12 protein-coding genes are annotated in these 17,771 nt (G+C 65.0%); 3 read left to right on the top strand and 9 right to left on the bottom strand.

The annotated features are described in order from the left end of the window. Nucleotides 1-70: 70 nt before the first annotated feature. Together G3N97_RS17900 and xth are read left to right on the top strand one after the other, a co-directional pair. On the top strand, nt 71-799 hold the full coding sequence (locus G3N97_RS17900; protein WP_205994442.1) for an SDR family oxidoreductase: 729 nt from the start codon (nt 71-73) through the stop codon (nt 797-799). A 163-nt stretch (nt 800-962) separates the two neighbouring features. Next, the gene (gene xth / locus G3N97_RS17895) at nt 963-1,748 is read left to right on the top strand and encodes an exodeoxyribonuclease III (protein ID WP_205994441.1); all 786 of its coding nucleotides are present in this window, start codon (nt 963-965) and stop codon (nt 1,746-1,748) included. Between the two features lie 77 nt (nt 1,749-1,825). Here the strand turns inward: xth and G3N97_RS17890 are convergent, their stop codons facing one another. From G3N97_RS17890 to glnA, 4 genes are all read right to left on the bottom strand, one after another. After that, the gene (locus tag G3N97_RS17890) at nt 1,826-3,907 is read right to left on the bottom strand and encodes a prolyl oligopeptidase family serine peptidase (protein WP_205994440.1); all 2,082 of its coding nucleotides are present in this window, start codon (nt 3,905-3,907) and stop codon (nt 1,826-1,828) included. 102 nt (nt 3,908-4,009) lie between these two features. Then, nucleotides 4,010-5,584: a nitrogen regulation protein NR(I) gene (gene ntrC / locus G3N97_RS17885; RefSeq protein ID WP_205994439.1), complete on the bottom strand. Its 1,575-nt coding sequence runs from the start codon at nt 5,582-5,584 to the stop codon at nt 4,010-4,012. Between the two features lie 40 nt (nt 5,585-5,624). Further along, nucleotides 5,625-6,767 carry a nitrogen regulation protein NR(II) gene (glnL, locus tag G3N97_RS17880; RefSeq protein ID WP_065060294.1) on the bottom strand — a complete coding sequence of 381 codons (1,143 nt, stop codon included), beginning with the start codon at nt 6,765-6,767 and terminating at the stop codon, nt 5,625-5,627. A 185-nt stretch (nt 6,768-6,952) separates the two neighbouring features. Continuing rightward, nucleotides 6,953-8,368 carry a type I glutamate--ammonia ligase gene (gene glnA / locus G3N97_RS17875; protein WP_205994438.1) on the bottom strand — a complete coding sequence of 472 codons (1,416 nt, stop codon included), beginning with the start codon at nt 8,366-8,368 and terminating at the stop codon, nt 6,953-6,955. Between the two features lie 504 nt (nt 8,369-8,872). Between glnA and G3N97_RS17870 the strand changes: the two genes are divergently transcribed. Then, nucleotides 8,873-9,340, top strand: coding sequence for a rhodanese-like domain-containing protein (locus G3N97_RS17870; protein ID WP_065060296.1), 468 nt, complete (start codon nt 8,873-8,875; stop codon nt 9,338-9,340). A 146-nt stretch (nt 9,341-9,486) separates the two neighbouring features. Here the strand turns inward: G3N97_RS17870 and G3N97_RS17865 are convergent, their stop codons facing one another. From G3N97_RS17865 to hrpA, 5 genes are all read right to left on the bottom strand, one after another. Continuing rightward, on the bottom strand, nt 9,487-10,344 hold the full coding sequence (locus tag G3N97_RS17865) for a molybdopterin-binding protein (protein ID WP_205994437.1): 858 nt from the start codon (nt 10,342-10,344) through the stop codon (nt 9,487-9,489). Between the two features lie 34 nt (nt 10,345-10,378). Beyond that, nucleotides 10,379-11,212, bottom strand: a complete 834-nt coding sequence (locus G3N97_RS17860; protein ID WP_205994436.1) for an EI24 domain-containing protein — start codon at nt 11,210-11,212, stop codon at nt 10,379-10,381. A 200-nt stretch (nt 11,213-11,412) separates the two neighbouring features. Continuing rightward, on the bottom strand, nt 11,413-12,441 hold the full coding sequence (locus tag G3N97_RS17855) for a sterol desaturase family protein (RefSeq protein ID WP_205994435.1): 1,029 nt from the start codon (nt 12,439-12,441) through the stop codon (nt 11,413-11,415). A gap of 29 nt (nt 12,442-12,470) precedes the next feature. Continuing rightward, nucleotides 12,471-13,511 (bottom strand): beta-propeller fold lactonase family protein, encoded by a 1,041-nt coding sequence (locus tag G3N97_RS17850; protein ID WP_110328253.1) that lies wholly within the window; start codon nt 13,509-13,511, stop codon nt 12,471-12,473. 200 nt (nt 13,512-13,711) lie between these two features. Further along, on the bottom strand, nt 13,712-17,771 hold a 4,060-nt coding region (gene hrpA / locus G3N97_RS17845; RefSeq protein WP_241030653.1), incomplete at its 5' end, for an ATP-dependent RNA helicase HrpA.

The following is a 17,771-nucleotide window of genomic DNA, read 5'->3' as shown; positions in this document are numbered from 1 at the left end:
CCATGCGTGTGTGAATTCGTTTGACGCATATTCCTCCATGCAGGCAAACATGACAAGGAGACAAACCACCATGACGCAAAAGAAAGCCGTGCTCGTGATCGGCGCAGGCGATGCAACCGGCAGCGCAATTGCCCGACGTTTCGCACGCGAAGGCTATATCGCCTGCGTGACGCGCCGCCAGGCGGACAAGCTCGCGCCGCTCGTCGCGCAGATCGAAGCCGAAGGCGGCGTCGCGCACGCGTTCGGTTCGGACGCGCGCAAGGAAGAGGACATGATCGCGCTATTTGCCGAGATCGAGACGAACATCGCGCCGATCGAAGTCGCGATCTTCAATATCGGCGCGAACGTGCGTTTCAGCATCACCGAAACCACGGCGCGCGTGTATCACAAGGTGTGGGAAATGGCCTGTTTTGCGGGCTTTTTGATGGGACGCGAGGCGGCGAAAGTCATGTTGCCACGCGCGCGCGGCTCGATCTTTTTCACCGGCGCGACAGCGAGCCTGCGCGGACGCCCGGGCTTCTCCGCTTTCGCGGGCGCGAAGCACGCGCTGCGCGCGCTCGCGCAATCGATGGCGCGCGAACTCGGGCCGGAAGGCGTGCACGTCGCGCAGATCATCGTCGATGGCGCGATCGATACCGAATTCATCCGCGAGAATTTTCCGGAGCGCTACAAGCTCAAGGAACGCGACGGCATCCTGAATCCCGACCATATCGCCGACGCTTACTGGATGCTGCATCAGCAGCCGCGCGATGCGTGGACGCACGAGCTCGACCTGCGTCCGTGGCTCGAAGAATGGTGAAATTTGCGCCCTGCGCGTGCCGGTTGACTCATGATCGCCCGCAGCCAGGTATGATGCGGGAAACGCCGGTTCGCGGCGCGCGCCGGTTCGTTCGACGCGCGCGCGGTGGCCGGCCCGATTTGTCGCGCCCGCTTCACCGCGCTCTTTACCTGTTCAGCAACTCATGAAAATCGCCACCTGGAACGTCAATTCCCTGAAGGTCCGCCTGCAGCACGTCATCGACTGGCTCGGCGAGAGCAAGGTCGACGTGCTCTGTCTTCAGGAACTGAAGCTCACCGACGATAAATACCCGCGCGCCGAACTCGAAGCGCACGGTTATCGCAGCTGGTTCACCGGCCAGAAAACCTATAACGGCGTGGCCATTCTCGTGCGCGACGGCCTGAACGTCGACGAAAGCACCGTCGTGCGCAATATTCCCGGCTTCGAAGATCCGCAGCAGCGCGTGGTCGCCGTGACGGTCGAGGGCACGCGCATCGTCTGCGCGTATTTCCCGAACGGCCAGGCGCCGGGCAGCGAAAAATTCGCGTACAAGCTCGACTGGCTCAACGCGATGCACGACTGGCTTGCCGCAGAAATGCAGCAGTATCCGAAGCTCGCGCTGCTCGGCGATTACAACATCGCGCCCGAAGACCGCGACGTGCACGACCCGAAAGCGTGGGAAGGCCAGAATCTCGTCTCGCCCGAGGAGCGCGCGCAGTTCCAGCGGCTCATCGCGCTCGGTTTCGTCGATGCGTTCCGCCAGTTCGAGCAGCCGGAAAAACTGTTCACGTGGTGGGACTACCGCATGTTCGCGTTCCGTCGCAACGCGGGCTTGCGCATCGACCACATTCTGCTCTCGCCCGCGCTCGCGACCACGCTCACCGCGTGCGAAGTCGACAAGGTGCCGCGCAAATGGGAGCAGCCGTCCGACCATACGCCGGTCATCGCCGAAGTCACGCTCGCGGGCTGAGCGCGCCGTATGACCGCGCGCGAAGACTCAATCGCGCGCGGCTAACGTGATGCGCACGCGCGCCTCACGCTGATCTTTCACCACGTTCCGCCGAGCGTGGTCCACAGGAAGCGATAAACGAGCGCGTCGTACTGCGCGCGTTCCAGCGAATCGCTGCCCGGCCCGTGGCCGCCTTCCGTGTTCTCCAGATACCAGACGTTCGCGTGCCCCTGCTCCTGCATGCGCGCGACCATCTTGCGCGCGTGCGCGGGATGCACGCGATCGTCGCTGGTCGAGGTCGTGAACAGCACCGGCGGATACGCGACACCCGGCTTCACGCGCTGATACGGCGAGTACGCCGCGAGCGCCGCGCCTTCTTCGGCATCTTCGGGATCGCCGTATTCGTCCATCCACGATGCACCCGCGTGCAGCAGCGGATAACGCTCCATGTCGAGCAGCGGCACTTCGCAGACCACCGCGCCGAACAGCTCCGGCCGCTGCACCATGCACGCGCCGACCAGCAGGCCGCCGTTGCTGCCGCCCTTGATACCGAGTTGCGGCGCGCTCGTATAGCCTTGCGACACCAGCGCCTGCGAGACGGCGATGAAGTCGTCGAAGGAACGCTGCCGATGCTCGCGCTGCGCCTGCACATGCCACGCCGTGCCGTATTCGCCGCCGCCGCGGATATGCGCGATCGCGACGATGCCGCCCTGCTCCAGCCAGCCGATGCCCGAGCCCACGAGATACTGCGGCGTGAGCGCGATCGAGAAGCCGCCGTAGCCCGTCAGCAGACACGGCAGCGGCTTGCGCGCATCGCCTTCGAGCGCGGCGCGCGGACCGACGACTGTGAACGGCACCATCGTGCCGTCGGCCGAACGCGCGTGCGAGCGGATCACCGTGAACGGCCCCGCGTCGAACTGCGTGGGCCAGCGATCAAGCAATTCCCAGTTCTGCAGATCCTGCTGCGCGAGATCGGCGAGCCAGTATTCGGGCGGCAGCAGATAGTCGTCGACGTCGACGAACACTTCATCATTGAGCGTGTCTTCGATCGGCGAGACATCGACCTGCGAACTCGCGCGGCCAGGAAAGCTGCGCGAATGCCACGTCCATGCGCCGTCTTGCTCGACCGGCTGCCAGAGCATCGTGCGGCTTTGCACGTCGTCGAGCCAGGAAACGATCAAGACGTTTTTCGTATTGGTCCAGTCGCACGCGGACGTCACGGGCGTCGGCGTAAAGAGCGGCGTGAACGCACGCTCGCCGGCCACGAACGCATCTTCGCGGATCGCGAGCAGCGAACCGCCCGCGTACGTGTGCGCACCGATCGTCCAGTCGAGACGCGGTTCGAGCATGAGCCAGCCATGCCACGCGCCCACGGCCACGTGCGCAGGCACGTCGTAGAGCTGCCATTCGCCGCGCTCGTCGAGCCGATAGGTATGGGAATCGAAGAAGTCGACCGCGCGCACCACATCGTGGCGTTGCTCGACCGGATCGTAGTCGCCCTCGACGCTGATGTCGTCGAACTCGCCGCGAAACACCACGGGTGCATCGACGAGGCGCGTGCCGCGCGTCCAGCGGCGCACCTCGCGCGGATAACCCGAGCGCGTGAGCGTCTTCTTGCCGTGATCCCAGCCGACGTAGACCGTGTCGCGATCGATCCACGAAATCGTGTGCTTGCCTTCCTTCTCGATGCAGAAACCGCCATCGACGAACACGCGCCGCTCGAGATCGAACTCGCGCACCGTGACGGCGTCGGCGCCGCCATCGGAAAGCTGAATCAACGCGCGGTCGCCATCGGGATACAGAATGTCGATGCCCGCGCAGACCCACGGCATGCCTTCAGCCGCGCCGAGCGCATCGAAGTCGAGCAGCGTTTCCCACACCGGTTGATGCGCGCGCCAGTCGGCCCATTTCGCGCGGCGCCACAGGCCCTTCGGATTGTCCTCGTCTTCCCACAGATCGTAGGCCCATTCGAGCCAGCGGCTCGGAATCACCGGCCGTTCGCGCGGCAGATAGGCTTGCGCGAGGCGCTTCTCCAGCGCGTCGAAACGCGCGCCGCCGTGCCACGCAGCACGCGTGCGCGCGTTCTGCGCCTCGACCCACGTCATGGCGGCGGGATCGTCGAGCGATTCGAGGGAGAGAAAGGGATCGGCCTCGGCGGGCCAGGGAGAATTCACGGGCATGTTCGATCGTCTGCAAGAAACCAGCGTCGATTATGCCCCAGCGCGTGAACGCGCACGCGCACGGTGCATCGGCCCGCCTGGAGCCGATGCACCGTGCCCTTCTTATTCCAGATTCAGTTCCTGGATCTTGCGCGTAATGGTGTTGCGGCCGATGCCGAGGCGCTCGGCGGCCTCGACCTTGCGACCACGCGTGAAGTCCAGCGCCTCGCGGATCACGGCCGCTTCGAAACGGCGCGAGAGCTCGTCCATGACGTCGGCGCTGTTTTCGCGCAGCAGCCGCGCGACTTCCGTGCGCAGGCCGCTTTCCCACACGCTCACCGCGAGCGCCGCTGCAGCGGCGACGCCGTTCGCCGCGGAGAAACCGCCCACGGCTGCGCCAGCCGCGCCACCGAATCCCGGCACGCTCGCCGCGCCCGGCACGCCGCCCACGGCACCGGCGCCCGCCTGCGCGCCGTCGTACGCGGCCGCACCGGCGTTGGCCAGTTCGCCCGAACCCGCCGCGCCCTCGCCCGCCGCGATATGCGACGGCAGCAGATCCGGCGGCAGATCCTTGATTTCGATGGTCTGCGCGGGCGCCATCACCGTGAGCCAGTTCGCGAGATTCTCGAGCTGGCGCACGTTGCCCTGAAACGGCAGCGACGACATATACGCGAGCGCTTCGTCCGACACGCGCTTGGGCTCCACGCCCAGTTCGCGCGCGCTCTTTTGCAGGAAGTGGCGCGTGAGCAGCGGGATATCCTCGCTGCGCTCGCGCAGCGCCGGCAAGCGCAGGCGGATCACGTTCAGGCGGTGATACAAGTCCTCGCGGAACAGACCCTGACGCACGCGCGTTTCGAGATTCTGGTGCGTGGCCGCAATCACGCGCACGTTGGCGCGCAGCGGATTGTGACCGCCCACGCGATAGAACTGGCCGTCGGAAAGCACACGCAGCAGACGCGTTTGCAGATCGAAGGGCATGTCGCCGATTTCATCGAGAAACAGCGTGCCGTTCTCGGCTTGCTCGAAGCGGCCCTGGCGCATCGCCTGCGCGCCCGTGAACGCGCCACGTTCGTGGCCGAACAGTTCGGATTCCAGAAGATCTTTCGGAATGGCCGCAGTGTTCAGTGCGATGAACGGACCGTTCGCGCGTGGGCTATGTCGGTGCAGGGCGCGCGCGACAAGCTCCTTTCCGGTGCCCGACTCGCCCGTGATGAGCACGGTCGCCGCCGAATGCGAAAGGCGGCCGATCGCGCGGAACATGTCCTGCATCGCGGGCGCCTGGCCCAGCATCTCGGGCGCTTCGGCGGGACGGTCGTCCCACTGCTGTTCACCACGCATGCTTTCGTCGACGGCGCGGCGAATCAGCTCGACGGCCTTGTCGACGTCGAAGGGCTTGGCGAGATATTCGAATGCACCGCCCTGGAACGCGGCCACCGCGCTGTCGAGGTCGGAGAACGCCGTCATGATGATGACAGGCAGTCCCGGCAGACGCTCGCGCACGGTCTGCAGCAGTTCGAGCCCCGAGCCGCCTGGCATGCGGATATCGGAGACGAGCACCTGCGGGCTGTCGTGGTCGAGCGCGCTCGCGGCTTCGCGCACGTTCGAGAAGCTGCGGGTTGCGAAATTTTCGCGTGCGAGTGCTTTTTCGAGCACCCAGCGAATCGATTGGTCGTCGTCAACTATCCAGATCGGCTTCATAAGGTCGGTCAGAAGTCTTGGTGGCTTGCGGGTCGTGAGATCAGTTGTCGAGCGGCAGCAAAATCTGAAACTCGGTATGACCGGGCCGGCTTTCCACTTCGATCAGGCCGTCGTGCTGTTGCACGAAAGTCTGCGCGAGCGTGAGGCCGAGACCGCTGCCATCCTCGCGTCCGGAGACGAGCGGATAGAAGATGCGGTCGCGAATATCCTCGGGAATGCCGGGGCCGTTGTCGATGATATGCAAGTCCAATGCCAGCTTGCACAGGCGTTTTGAAATCGTGATCTTGCGGGCGATGCGCGTGCGCAATTCGATGCGCGCGTCGCCCTGCGAAATGCGTTCGCGCAGCGCCTGCGCCGCGTTGCGCACGATGTTGAGCAGCGCCTGAATCAGCTGCTCCTTGTCACCGCGCAGGTCGGGCACGCTCACGTCGTAATCGCGCTCGATCGTGAGGCCGCGCGGAAACTCCGCGAGTATCACGGCGCGCACGCGCTCGCAGACTTCGTGAATATTCACGTCGCCGACGATGTGCGGATGACGATGCGGTTCGAGCAGCCGGTCGACGAGCGTCTGCAGACGATCCGACTCCTTGATGACCACCTGCGTGTACTCGCGCAACTCGCCGCGCTCGAGCGTGCCGAGTTCGAATTCGAGCAGCTGCGCCGCGCCGCGAATGCCGCCGAGCGGATTCTTGATCTCGTGCGCGAGATTGCGGATCAGATGCTTGTTGACCGTCGCGAGGTCGTGAATGCGCTCCTCGCGGTCGGTGCGGATATGCCGCTCGTTCTCGAACAGTTCGAGCAGCACGTAGTCGGGCGCGCTCTCCAGAAAGCCGACGATCGCATGCACATGCAGCGACTCGCGGCCCGGCCGTTCGAGCGAGGCGTCGAGCCGCGTCGCGTGAAAGCGGTGTGCGGCGATCGACGCGATGGTTTCGAGCAGTTCATCGGCATTCGAGAACAGATCGGACCACACCATCTGCGAAAGCTGCCGGCGCGACAGATCGAGCATCGCCTCGGCCGAGGGGTTCGCGAACGCCACGCGCAGGCTGCGCTTGTCGAGCACGAGCACGACGGTGGGCAGCGCCTCGAAGCCGGGCAAGAGACCCGACTCGACGAGCGGCGCGTCGTCCGAAAGCGGCTCCGCGTGGCCCTTTCTTGCCTTGATCAGATTCTTGAGCACCATCTTGCATGGCCGGCCGCCACGCGGCGCACCGGCTCCCTGTCCCTGTCGTTGAGTGACGGCAACGCGGCGAGCGGACCAACGAAAAAGGGACGGCACCGCCGTCCCTTCGTGACCGATCGCCGATGTCGGATGGACACTTCGCTGCGCGGTTGCGAGCGAAGCGCCATCGTCGATTACAGCGCGCTTTACAGCGAGTAGTACAGTTCGAACTCGACCGGGTGCGTCGTCATACGCACGCGTTGCAGTTCGCCTTCCTTCAGTGCGAGGTAGGCGTCGATCATCGAATCCGTGAACACGCCACCGCGCGTCAGGAATTCGCGATCCTTGTCGAGCGCTTCCAGAGCCTGGTCGAGGCCGGCGCAGACGGTCGGGATCTTTGCATCCTCTTCCGGCGGCAAGTCGTACAGGTTCTTGTCGGCGGCTTCGCCCGGATGGATCTTGTTCTGCACGCCGTCCAGACCTGCCATCATCAGTGCCGAGAAGCACAGGTACGGATTGGCCATCGGATCCGGGAAGCGCGTTTCGATACGGCGGCCCTTCGGGTTCGAGACGTGCGGAATACGGATCGACGCCGAACGGTTGCGTGCCGAGTAAGCCAGCTTGACCGGTGCTTCGAAGTGCGGAACCAGACGCTTGTACGAGTTCGTCGACGGGTTCGTGATGGCGTTCAGCGCGCGAGCGTGCTTGATGATGCCGCCGATGTAGAACAGCGCGAATTCCGACAGACCTGCGTAGCCGTTGCCTGCGAACAGGTTCTGGCCGTCCTTCCAGATCGACTGGTGAACGTGCATGCCCGAACCGTTGTCGCCAACGATCGGCTTCGGCATGAACGTCGCCGTCTTGCCATACGTGTGCGCCACGTTATGGATGATGTACTTCATCTGCTGCGTCCAGTCCGCGCGCTGAACCAGCGTCGAGAACTTCGTGCCGATTTCGTTCTGGCCTTGACCAGCGACTTCGTGGTGGTGCACTTCGACCGGGATGCCGATCTGTTCGAGCAGCAGACACATTTCCGAACGGATGTCCTGGAACGTGTCGACCGGCGCGACCGGGAAGTAGCCGCCCTTGACGCCCGGACGGTGACCCGTGTTGCCGCCTTCGAATTCCTTGCTCGACGACCACGGTGCTTCTTCCGAGCCGATCTTGACGAACGAGCCCGACATGTCCGTGTTCCACTGGACCGAGTCGAAAATGAAGAATTCGGGTTCCGGACCGAAGAAGGCCGTGTCGCCGAGGCCCGTGCTCTTCAGGTACGCTTCAGCGCGCTTCGCGAGCGAGCGCGGATCGCGCTCGTAGCCCTTGCCGTCAGCCGGCTCGACCACGTCGCAGGTCAGAACCAGCGTCGGCTCTTCGTAGAACGGGTCGATGAAGGCCGTGTTCGCATCCGGAACGAGCAGCATGTCCGAGGCTTCGATGCCCTTCCAGCCGGCGATCGACGAACCGTCAAATGCATGACCCGACTCGAACTTGTCTTCGTCGAAGTGCGACAGCGGAACCGAGACGTGTTGCTCTTTGCCGCGCGTGTCGGTAAAGCGGAAGTCGACAAACTTGACGTCTTCGTCCTTGACGAGTTGCATGACGTCGGCCACGGATTTACTCATAACCTATTCTCCTGATTAACGATTTCGGCGAACGCTGCCGCCGTCCCAATCCTTGTTAGTCGCCGGTTGCTGCCCGGCCCGCTTGCGCAGACCGGCTGCGAACGATCGCGACAGATAAAGCAGCTTCCGTGCCAAGTATGCGCCAGCCTCGCACAAACCCAATGCCGACGTGCACCTGGACGAAAAATCCGCGCCTTGTCGGCGAGCAGGCTCGACGACCGGGGCGCCTTCATGCACCAAATACGTGCGATCCCGAATTTGGCGCGTGAAACTCACTTCATTATGGTGCATAACACCCTGCCTGCACCAACAATGCGCAAAATCACTTGAAGCGCGCGAGCGCTCCGCCCATGCGCGCCTCGGCTCGCGATGACGCCGCCCCGCAAGCGGTCATGCGCGCGCCGTCGTTGCGCGAGTATGCCCCGCAATGCGGGCTTCCCGCACTCATGCAGCGCGCTAGAATGATTCTTTGGACCTATCACGCATCCGAGGAGATCCGCTGTCATGAGTACGCTCGAACAATTGCACGCCCAGGCCGACCAGCGCCGCGTCGAGAACCAGTTGCCCTACGCGGGCGCGCTCTCGCCCGCCGAAGCGTTCGAGCTTCTGCAACTCGATCCGCGCACCCGGCTCGTTGACGTCCGCACGCGCGCCGAACTCGACTGGGTGGGCCGCCCCGTGATCGGCGACGGTCAGTATGCCCACGTCGAATGGACGCGCTACCCGGGCGGCGTGCCGAACACCGACTTCATCGCCCAGCTCAAGAGCGCCGTCAGCGATACCGACGCGCCCGTCCTGTTCCTCTGCCGCAGCGCGGCCCGCTCGAAGCTCGCGGCCATCGAAGCGGCCAAAGCCGGCTTTACGCACGCCTACGACCTGCTCGAAGGCTTCGAAGGCGACAAGAACGCCGAAGGCCATCGCAAGTCGGTCACGGGCTGGTGCTTCCGCGGCCTGCCCTGGCTCGGCGCCTGATTCGTCGCGAATCAAACCGCCCGCCGGACCGGCCACGCCAGCGCGGCGCCCGTCCAGCGGGCCACTCTGCGCGCCCCACATGACACGCCGATGATGCGCCCGGCGTGCCCTTCAAGCGCCTCAAGCGCTTCGAGCACCTCGAAAACTCAGAACCCGGCGCGCGGACCGCTGCGGCGCTCGCGATCCGGCGAGTCCTCGCCCGCCTCGGGCGGCTCCACGACATCGCCGCCCAGCAGGTGCACGCCCTCGCGCAGCTTCACGAACGCCGCCGCCACCGCCTCGGGCTCGCCCTTCACACCCAGATCGATGTGCCGGCGCGCGTAAATGCCGCCGCGATCCGTGTCGCCCACGCTCGGCAGGCTGAACACGCGCACGCCCGGAAAATCGTGCTCGATACGCTCCATCAGCGGCGTGATCGTCGATTCCGGCAGTTCGAACACCAGCAGCGACTTCTCCGCATGCGGCGTCTGATGATGCAGATGCGCGTACTTCGTATCGAGCACCCACTCGATCATCGGCCACGCCATCACCGGAAAGCCCGGCACGAAATAGTGCTCGCGAATCGAAAAGCCCGGAATCTTGTTGTAGCCGTTCGGAATGATCTCGCAGCCCTGCGGGAAGGTGCCCATCTGGAAGCGATGCAGATTCTCCGGCGACGCGAAATCGATCGGATCGGCGCCCGTATGCATGTCGCGGATACGCTCGCTGATCGCCGCTTCGGCGTCCGGATGCAGCGCGAGTGGCAGGCCCAGCGCCGCCGCCGCGCACTGGCGCGTGTGATCGTCGGGCGTCGCGCCGATGCCGCCGGTGGAAAACACGATATCGCCCGATTCGAACGACCGCTTGAGCGTGGCCGTGATGCGCGCCGGATCGTCGCCGACGTATTCGGCCCAGTCGAGCGCGAGACCGCGCGCGCCGAGCAGTTCGATGACCTTCGGCAGATGCTTGTCGGAGCGACGGCCTGACAGAATCTCGTCGCCGATGATGATGACGCCAAATGCCATGAGTTGCCTCGTCGAGGAAATGAAGTGATGGAGTTCAGTGGACGATGGTGACGTCGTGCCCGCTATGCTGCGCCTCTTCGTGGCGCAGGCGCTGCAGCGCGCGCAGGCAGTAATGACCGAACCAGAGCGCCGTGAACACCAGAATGAAAGCGTAGATCCAGATGGTCAGCGCGGCCACCACCGGGAACAGCAGCACGAGCCACGCCGACGCAACCCAGATCGCCGTCGGCAGCGAGCCGAGCAGACCGCTCGCCACGCCGATCGCCAGCAGCGGCAGACGATGGCGGCGCACGATCTCGCGGCGTTCCTCGGCGCTCGCGTGCAGCGCAAGCGCGTCGTAAGTCATCACGCGATACGTGAGCCAGCCCCACAGCAGCGGCGGCACGAGCACGCAGAACGGCGGAATGAACCAGAACGGCAGCGTCACGATCAGCAACACGATGCACAGCAGCGTGGTCCAGAGCGAATGCCCCATGCTGCCGAACCAGCTGCCGCCGCGCCGCGGCTCCAGGCCGGCATACTGCCGCGCCGTGAGATGGCGGATGACGCGCGGCATCGCCACGGCGACGATCAGCAGCAACACCGTGATGACGATGAGTGGAATCGACAGGATGATGACCACGAACGGCCCGATCATGCTGCGCAGCGCGCCGAAACCGAGCGCGTCGAAGACGTGATAGAGCCAGGACATCGCCGGCCAGTTTTCGAACGTGATGCGCACCGCGTCGATGAGCGGCTGCCAGAAGATATAGAGCACGACGCCCCATGCCCCCGCCGCCACGAGGAACGGCACGATGGTCAGGAGCAGCATGGCGGGATGGAACACGCCGGAAAGCGCGCGGCCAAGCGAGCGCAGCAAGTCGTTCATGCGAGCGGGAAAGTAGCGGGGAGACAGGGAAGCGTCACGAAACCGGTGGCGTCACTGCGACAAAACGACAGCATAAACCACGGCGCGCCGCTCGGGCGAAACGCGCGCAGGCGCGGCGCAGCACGCGGAGCGTCGCGCTTTCGTCATGAAGTCAGGGGAAGCCACGCGGCGGAACGCGGCATGAACGCGACGTGAAGCACTCAGGCAACGGAAGTATCGTCGCGGGCGCCGGACTTGTTGCGCCCGCGAGCGCCGAGCCGGCGCGCGATGCGCCCGAACGCCAGCCCCTGCTGCGCCCAGAAGCCCTCGCCGTAGCGCACGCCTTCGAGCTGATCGCGAATGCCCGTGGGTTCGAGTTCGCGATTGAACGACGCACTGCCGAACAGCATGTCCCACCACGGAAACAGCACGCCGAAGTTGCAGCCGTAGGTGGTCCCTTCGTGGCCATAACCGATGGCGTGATGGCGGCGATGAAAGCGCGGGCTCACGATCAGCCGCTCGCCGAGCCAGCCAAAATGCACGCGGATATTGGCGTGCTGGACGTTCTGCACGAAATTCGTGAGCGCGACGAGCACCACGAACTGCGCGGGCGGCACGCCGATCACGACCGCGATGGCGGCGAACATGCACGACTGCATCAGCACGTCGAGCAGATGGTTGCGGTTATCGCACCAGAACGACATCCGGCGCTGGCTGTGATGCACGGCGTGCAGCTCCCACCAGATGCCATAGCGGTGCGAGAGCCGGTGATACCAGTAGCCGAAGAAGTCGAGCACGATCAGATAGATCGCGAACGCCACGATGGGCTGCGTCGTCACGCCGGGCCAGAGATTGTCGATATCGACGCTCATCACACCATGCAGGCGCAGCCAGCCCTGCGCGCGGTCGAACACCGGCTGCATGGCGAAGAAGAACAGCAGATTGAGAATGCCGAGCCGCGTGATCCACGTATAGACGGCGTCCACGCCCACGCCCTTGCGGTCCTGCCATTTTTCCGCGGGCATGAGCGCTTCGAGCGGACGCAGCAGCGCGTACATCACGCCCACTTCCAGCACGCCGACGATCACCCAGTAGAGCGCGTCGAACGTGTCTTCGTCCACGTCCATCAGACCGAAGCGGAACAGCACCGGCTGCAGGACGTTCACGTAGACCAGCGTCTGGAGCCACGACACGCAGTCGTCGGCGCCGGACGCGAGCCAGTGAATGCCGGAATTCAGCAGCGCGAGCATGGGCAGACGCTAGCGGAGTACGCCGGTTGTCACGCGCCGTTCGGCGACATGACCGGCGCGCGGTCGAAGAAGTAGATACCGTGCGGCGAGCGGCCCACGGCGATCGTCTTGATGAGCTTTTTCGTCTGCATGTCGATCAGACCGATGCGCTTCGCGAAACGGAACGTGACCCACAGATAACGCTTGTCGGCGGTGAGTTCCATGTCGTCCGGTCCGGGCAGCAGGCCGTTGATCTCGCCCACTTTCTCGAGCGACTCCTCGTCGAGAATGCTGATGACGTTCGACACGCGACTCGACACCAGCACGTGACGGCCGTCCACCATCGAGCGGAAGTTGTGCGCCGCCTTGCCCACCTGAATGGTCTTGATGACCTTCTGGTTGCGCCAGTCGACGACCGCCACGTAGTCGGCGCCCGTCATGCCGACGAGCAGGTATTTGTCGCCGGGCGTGAGCCACAGGCCCGCCGGCGCGGCGCCCACTTTCATCTTCCAGAGCACTTTCTGCGTGGGCAGGTCGACGGCCGCGATCTCGCCCGACACCTGCAGCGACACGAACACGATATTGCTGTCCTTCGTGAACGCGAGGTGGCTGGGCATGGCCGAAAGCGGCAAGCGCTTCGCGACCGTGAAATTACCGGCGCCGCCGTAGTGATAGATGTCGAGGCGGTCGAGACGCAGACCGGTGGTCACGAACCACTTGTTGTCCGGCGAGAAACCGAGCTGATACGGGTCTTCGATGTTCTCGATCCAGCGCTGCGGCTTGCCGGTTTTCGGGTCGACGAACAGCAGATTGTTGGACACCGAATTCGCGACGATCAGCGAGGTGTTGTCGGGCGTGGGAAACAGGTGATGCGGCTCCTTGCCCGTGGGCACGGTGCCGACGACTTCGTGCGTCTTGTCGTCGATGAGGCTCAGCGTGGCTTCGCCGGAGTTCAGCACGATGATGTTGTTCGCGTGCGCGATACTCGGCATGGCCGTGGCCAGCGCGGCGCCGACCAGCGCGGAAGAGGCAAACACGGCGGCGCGTTTGGCAAAGCGACCGGCGGCACGGCGGAATTCGTTTTTACGCATGAAGAGTCGTTCCCAGGCAGATCCGTGATTGTAGAACGCTTACCGCTTCGCAAGGTTGACGTAGGGCCCATGAAATACAACGGGGCGCGAAATTTCGCGCCCCGTTCTCATCTTTTTCGTCTTTTTCTTCTGCCTTTGCGGGCCGATTGCCATGATTGTTATGGCCCGCAAAAATCAGCCTGACGACAACGCGACCGGCCTCATCGCTGCATCGATTCCCACACTTTGTACAGGCGCTTCACCGAGACCGGCATCGGCGTGCGCAATTCCTGTGCGAACAGCGAAATCCGCAGTTCTTCGAGCAACCAGCGGAACTCCGCGAGCCGCGCGTCGAACACGCCGCCGCGCTGCGAAAGCGCGCGCTGATACTGCTGCGCGAGCGGCTGGAATTCCGAAGCCTGGCGCGCGTCGCGGGCGGGATCGGCACGCAGCTTGTCGATGCGTAGCGCGATGCCCTTCAGGTAGCGCGGGAAATGCACGAGTTGCGCATACGGCGTCTCCAGAATGAAGCGCTTGCCGATGAGCGCGTCGAGCTGCGCCTGCATGTCGGCGGCCGGCGCGCCGAACGCCTTCGCCGCCACGAGCTTTTTCGACACCGACGCGAATTCCGCCAGAATCTGCCCGACGAGCCGCGCGATTTCCTGCGCGAGCAGCGAAAGCCGTCCGCGCCCTTCGTCCTTGCGCGCGTGGAAGCTCGCTTCGTCGTCGGGGAGCGGATCTTGCAGGCAGGCGCGATCGAGCGCCAACTCGACAAGCTGATCGCGCAATTCCTCCTGCGTGGCGCGCGCCATGAATTGCATCGCCATTTCGCGCAGACCCGGCAGATTCCTCTCCAGATAGCGGATCGGCTCGCGCAACTGCAGCGCGAACAGACGGCGCAGACCCGCGCGATGAATCCGCGCCGCCTCCTCGGGCGAATCGAACACTTCCACGTCGCAATGCGTGGCGCGGTCGACGAGCGCCGGATAGCCGAACAGCGTCTGGCCGCCCCGGCGGATTTCCAGCAGTTCGGGCAGCTTGCCGAAATTCCAGGTCGTGAGGTTTTCGTAGAGCGCCGTCGCGGGCGACGCGTCGCTCGAAGCGGGCGTGTGCGGTGCGTTGACCTTCTTCGGCGCGCTCGCGTTCGGCGCTGCGCCGGCGGCAACGCCACCGCTTGCTTCCTTCGCGCCCTGCGCGTGCGTTTCCAGCGCCGCCAGCGCGGTCGCGCTCGCCAGCTTCTGGAACTGCTGCTGCGCCTGCGCGCCGAGTTCCGCGCGCAACTGCGCGAGATTGCGGCCCATCGCAAGCTGGCGACCGTGCTCGTCGATCACCTTGAAGTTCATGAACAGATGCGCGGGCAGCGTCTCCAGTTTGAAATCCGCGGACTTCAACTGGAGCTGCTTCTGCTCGCGCACGTCGATGATCAGCGCCTCCAGCAGCCCGCCCGCGCCGAAGCGCTCGCCGCTCACGCGATCGGCGAAACCGGCCGCGTACTCGGGCAACGGCACGCAATGGCGGCGCAGCTTCTGCGGCAAGGACTTCAGCAGCAGTTGCGCCTTCTCCTTGAGCATGCCCGGCACGAGCCATTCGCAGCGGCGCGCATCGACCTGATTGAGCGCGTAGAGCGGCACCGCGAGCGTCACGCCGTCACGCGGCGAGCCAGGCTCGAAGTGATACGTGAGCGCCATCGCCACGCCCGACATCGTCATGCGCTTCGGAAACAGATCGGTCGTCACGCCCGCCGCTTCGTGGCGCATCAGGTCGTCGCGCGAGAGATACAGCAGACGCAGCTTGTCCTCGGACTGGCCGCTCTTTTTCACCTCGTCGCGATACCAGCGCTCGAACGACGCGCCCGAATACATGCCCTCGGGAAGCGCCTGATCGTAGAAACCGAAAATCAGTTCGTCGTCGACGAGCACGTCCTGGCGGCGCGACTTGTGTTCAAGCTGTTCGATGTCGGCGAGCAGTTTGCGGTTGTGCGCGAAGAACGGCAGCTTCGTGTCGAACTCGCCCTCGACCAGCGCGCCGCGAATGAACAACTCGCGCGCGCGCGCCGGGTCCTGCTTGCCAAACGCCACGCGGCGTCGCTGATACACCGGCAAGCCGTACAGCACGCCGCGCTCGAACGCGCTGACCTGCGCCGCGCGCTTCTCCCAATGCGGCTCGGACAGCGACTTCTTGAGCAGATGCGCGCCCACTTTTTCGAGCCATTCCGGCTCGATCTTCGCGATGCAGCGCGCGTAGAGACGGCTCGTTTCGACGAGTTCCGCCGCCACGACCCAGCGCCCCGCTTTCTTCACGAGCGCCGAGCCCGGCCACAGATGGAACTTGATGCTGCGCGCGCCGAGATAATGCGGCTCGTCGTCGGCCTTGAGACCGATGTTGCCGAGCAAGCCCGTCAGCAGCGCGTGATGGATCTGCTCGTAGGTCGCGTCGGACTGGTTGATGCGCCAGCCGTGCTCGCGCACGACCGTGAGCAGTTGCGAATGCACGTCGCGCCATTCGCGCAGACGCAGATGCGAAAGGAAGTTCGCGCGGCACGCATCGACGAGTTGCTTGTTCGACTTCTTGTGCGCGACGGCGTCTTCGAACCACGTCCAGATCTTGAGCCACTGGAGAAATTCCGAGCGCTCGTCGGCGAAACGACGATGCGCCTGATCGGCCTGTTCCTGCGCCTCGATCGGCCGGTCGCGCGGATCCTGCACCGACAGCGCGCTCGCGATCACCAGCACTTCGCGCAGCGATTGCTCGTCGCGCGCGGCCAGAATCATGCGGCCGACGCGCGGATCGAGCGGCAGACGCGACAGCTCGCGACCGAGCGTCGTCAGCGCGTTGTCGTCGTCGACGGCGCCGAGTTCGTTGAGCAGTTGATAGCCGTCCGCGATCGCGCGGCCCGGCGGCGGCTCGATGAACGGGAAGGTTTCGATCGCCGTGAGATGCAGCGACTTCATGCGCAGAATCACGGCCGCCAGCGACGAGCGCAGAATTTCCGGATCGGAAAAACGCGGCCGCGCGACGAAATCGGACTCTTCGTAAAGGCGGATGCACACGCCGTCGGCGACGCGGCCGCAACGGCCCGCGCGCTGGTTCGCGGCGGCCTGCGAGATCGACTCGATCTGCAGCTGCTCGACCTTGTTGCGATACGAATAGCGCTTCACGCGCGCGAGGCCCGTGTCCACCACGTAGCGGATGCCGGGCACCGTCAGCGAGGTCTCGGCCACGTTGGTCGCGAGCACGATGCGGCGCGCGTTCGACGCCTTGAACACGCGCTCCTGCTCCTGCGCCGACAGCCGCGCGAACAGCGGCAGGATTTCCGTGTGCGGCGGATGATGCTTGCGCAGCGCTTCGGCGGCGTCGCGAATCTCGCGCTCGCCGGGCAGGAACACGAGCACGTCGCCCGAGCCTTCGCGGCAGAGTTCGTCGACGGCGTCGACGATCGCGTCCATCAGATCGCGGTCGGTGTCGCGCTGCGATTTCCTCGTCGGCGCACTGCCCTGCGCATTCTTCACGGCCGGGCTGTCTTCCTGCACCGGGCGATAGCGCACCTCGACCGGATACAGACGCCCGCTCACCTCGATCACCGGCGCGGGTTTTTCGTCGCTGCCGAAATGGCGCGCGAAACGATCCGCGTCGATGGTCGCCGAGGTCACGATCAGCTTGAGATCGGGACGGCGCGGCAGGATTTCCTTCAGATAGCCGAGCAGGAAATCGATGTTGAGGCTGCGTTCGTGCGCCTCGTCGATGATGATCGTGTCGTAGGCCTTGAGCAGCGGATCGGTCTGCGTCTCGGCGAGCAGAATGCCGTCGGTCATCAGCTTGACCGACGCGCCCGCCGCCAGATTGTCCGTGAAGCGCACCTTGTAGCCGACCACTTCGCCGAACGGCGTGCCCAGTTCCTCGGCGATACGCCGACCGGTCGCCGACGCCGCGATCCGGCGCGGCTGCGTGTGGCCGATCAGGCCGGAGCCGCCCGCGCCGAGACCGCGTCCGAGCGACAGCGCGATCTTCGGCAACTGCGTGGTCTTGCCCGAGCCGGTTTCGCCGCTGACGATCACGACCTGATTGTTGGCGATCGCGCGCGCGATTTCCTCGCGGCGGCCGGAGACCGGCAGCGCTTCGGGGAAGGTAATCGGCGGGATCGGGTTCGGCGTGACGTTCGCGCGCGGCGCGCGTTCGCGGCGTTCCTTGCGCTCGCCTTCGGGACGCGGCGGGCGATCTTCGCGTGCGGGTTGCGTGCGCTCGGCTTGCGGTTTGGCCGGGCGCGCGGCGTTGGCCGGCTTG

Source organism: Paraburkholderia sp. Ac-20347 (genome assembly GCF_017104805.1).
Taxonomy (GTDB): Bacteria; Pseudomonadota; Gammaproteobacteria; order Burkholderiales; family Burkholderiaceae; genus Paraburkholderia; species Paraburkholderia tropica.
The sequence above is the reverse complement of the archived record's forward strand: the minus strand, read 5'-3'. Positions and strand labels throughout refer to the sequence as shown.

Excerpts from the sequence above, each read along its gene's own strand:
- glnA (WP_205994438.1), bottom strand. The coding sequence starts at position 8,368 with ATGAGTAAATCCGTGGCCGACGTCATGCAACTCGTCAAGGACGAAGAC.
- G3N97_RS17860 (WP_205994436.1), bottom strand. The coding sequence starts at position 11,212 with ATGAACGACTTGCTGCGCTCGCTTGGCCGCGCGCTTTCCGGCGTGTTC.
- G3N97_RS17900 (WP_205994442.1), top strand. The coding sequence starts at position 71 with ATGACGCAAAAGAAAGCCGTGCTCGTGATCGGCGCAGGCGATGCAACC.
- xth (WP_205994441.1), top strand. The coding sequence starts at position 963 with ATGAAAATCGCCACCTGGAACGTCAATTCCCTGAAGGTCCGCCTGCAG.
- G3N97_RS17865 (WP_205994437.1), bottom strand. The coding sequence starts at position 10,344 with ATGGCATTTGGCGTCATCATCATCGGCGACGAGATTCTGTCAGGCCGT.
- glnL (WP_065060294.1), bottom strand. The coding sequence starts at position 6,767 with ATGGTGCTCAAGAATCTGATCAAGGCAAGAAAGGGCCACGCGGAGCCG.
- G3N97_RS17855 (WP_205994435.1), bottom strand. The coding sequence starts at position 12,441 with ATGCTCGCGCTGCTGAATTCCGGCATTCACTGGCTCGCGTCCGGCGCC.
- G3N97_RS17850 (WP_110328253.1), bottom strand. The coding sequence starts at position 13,511 with ATGCGTAAAAACGAATTCCGCCGTGCCGCCGGTCGCTTTGCCAAACGC.
- G3N97_RS17890 (WP_205994440.1), bottom strand. The coding sequence starts at position 3,907 with ATGCCCGTGAATTCTCCCTGGCCCGCCGAGGCCGATCCCTTTCTCTCC.
- ntrC (WP_205994439.1), bottom strand. The coding sequence starts at position 5,584 with ATGAAGCCGATCTGGATAGTTGACGACGACCAATCGATTCGCTGGGTG.
- G3N97_RS17870 (WP_065060296.1), top strand. The coding sequence starts at position 8,873 with ATGAGTACGCTCGAACAATTGCACGCCCAGGCCGACCAGCGCCGCGTC.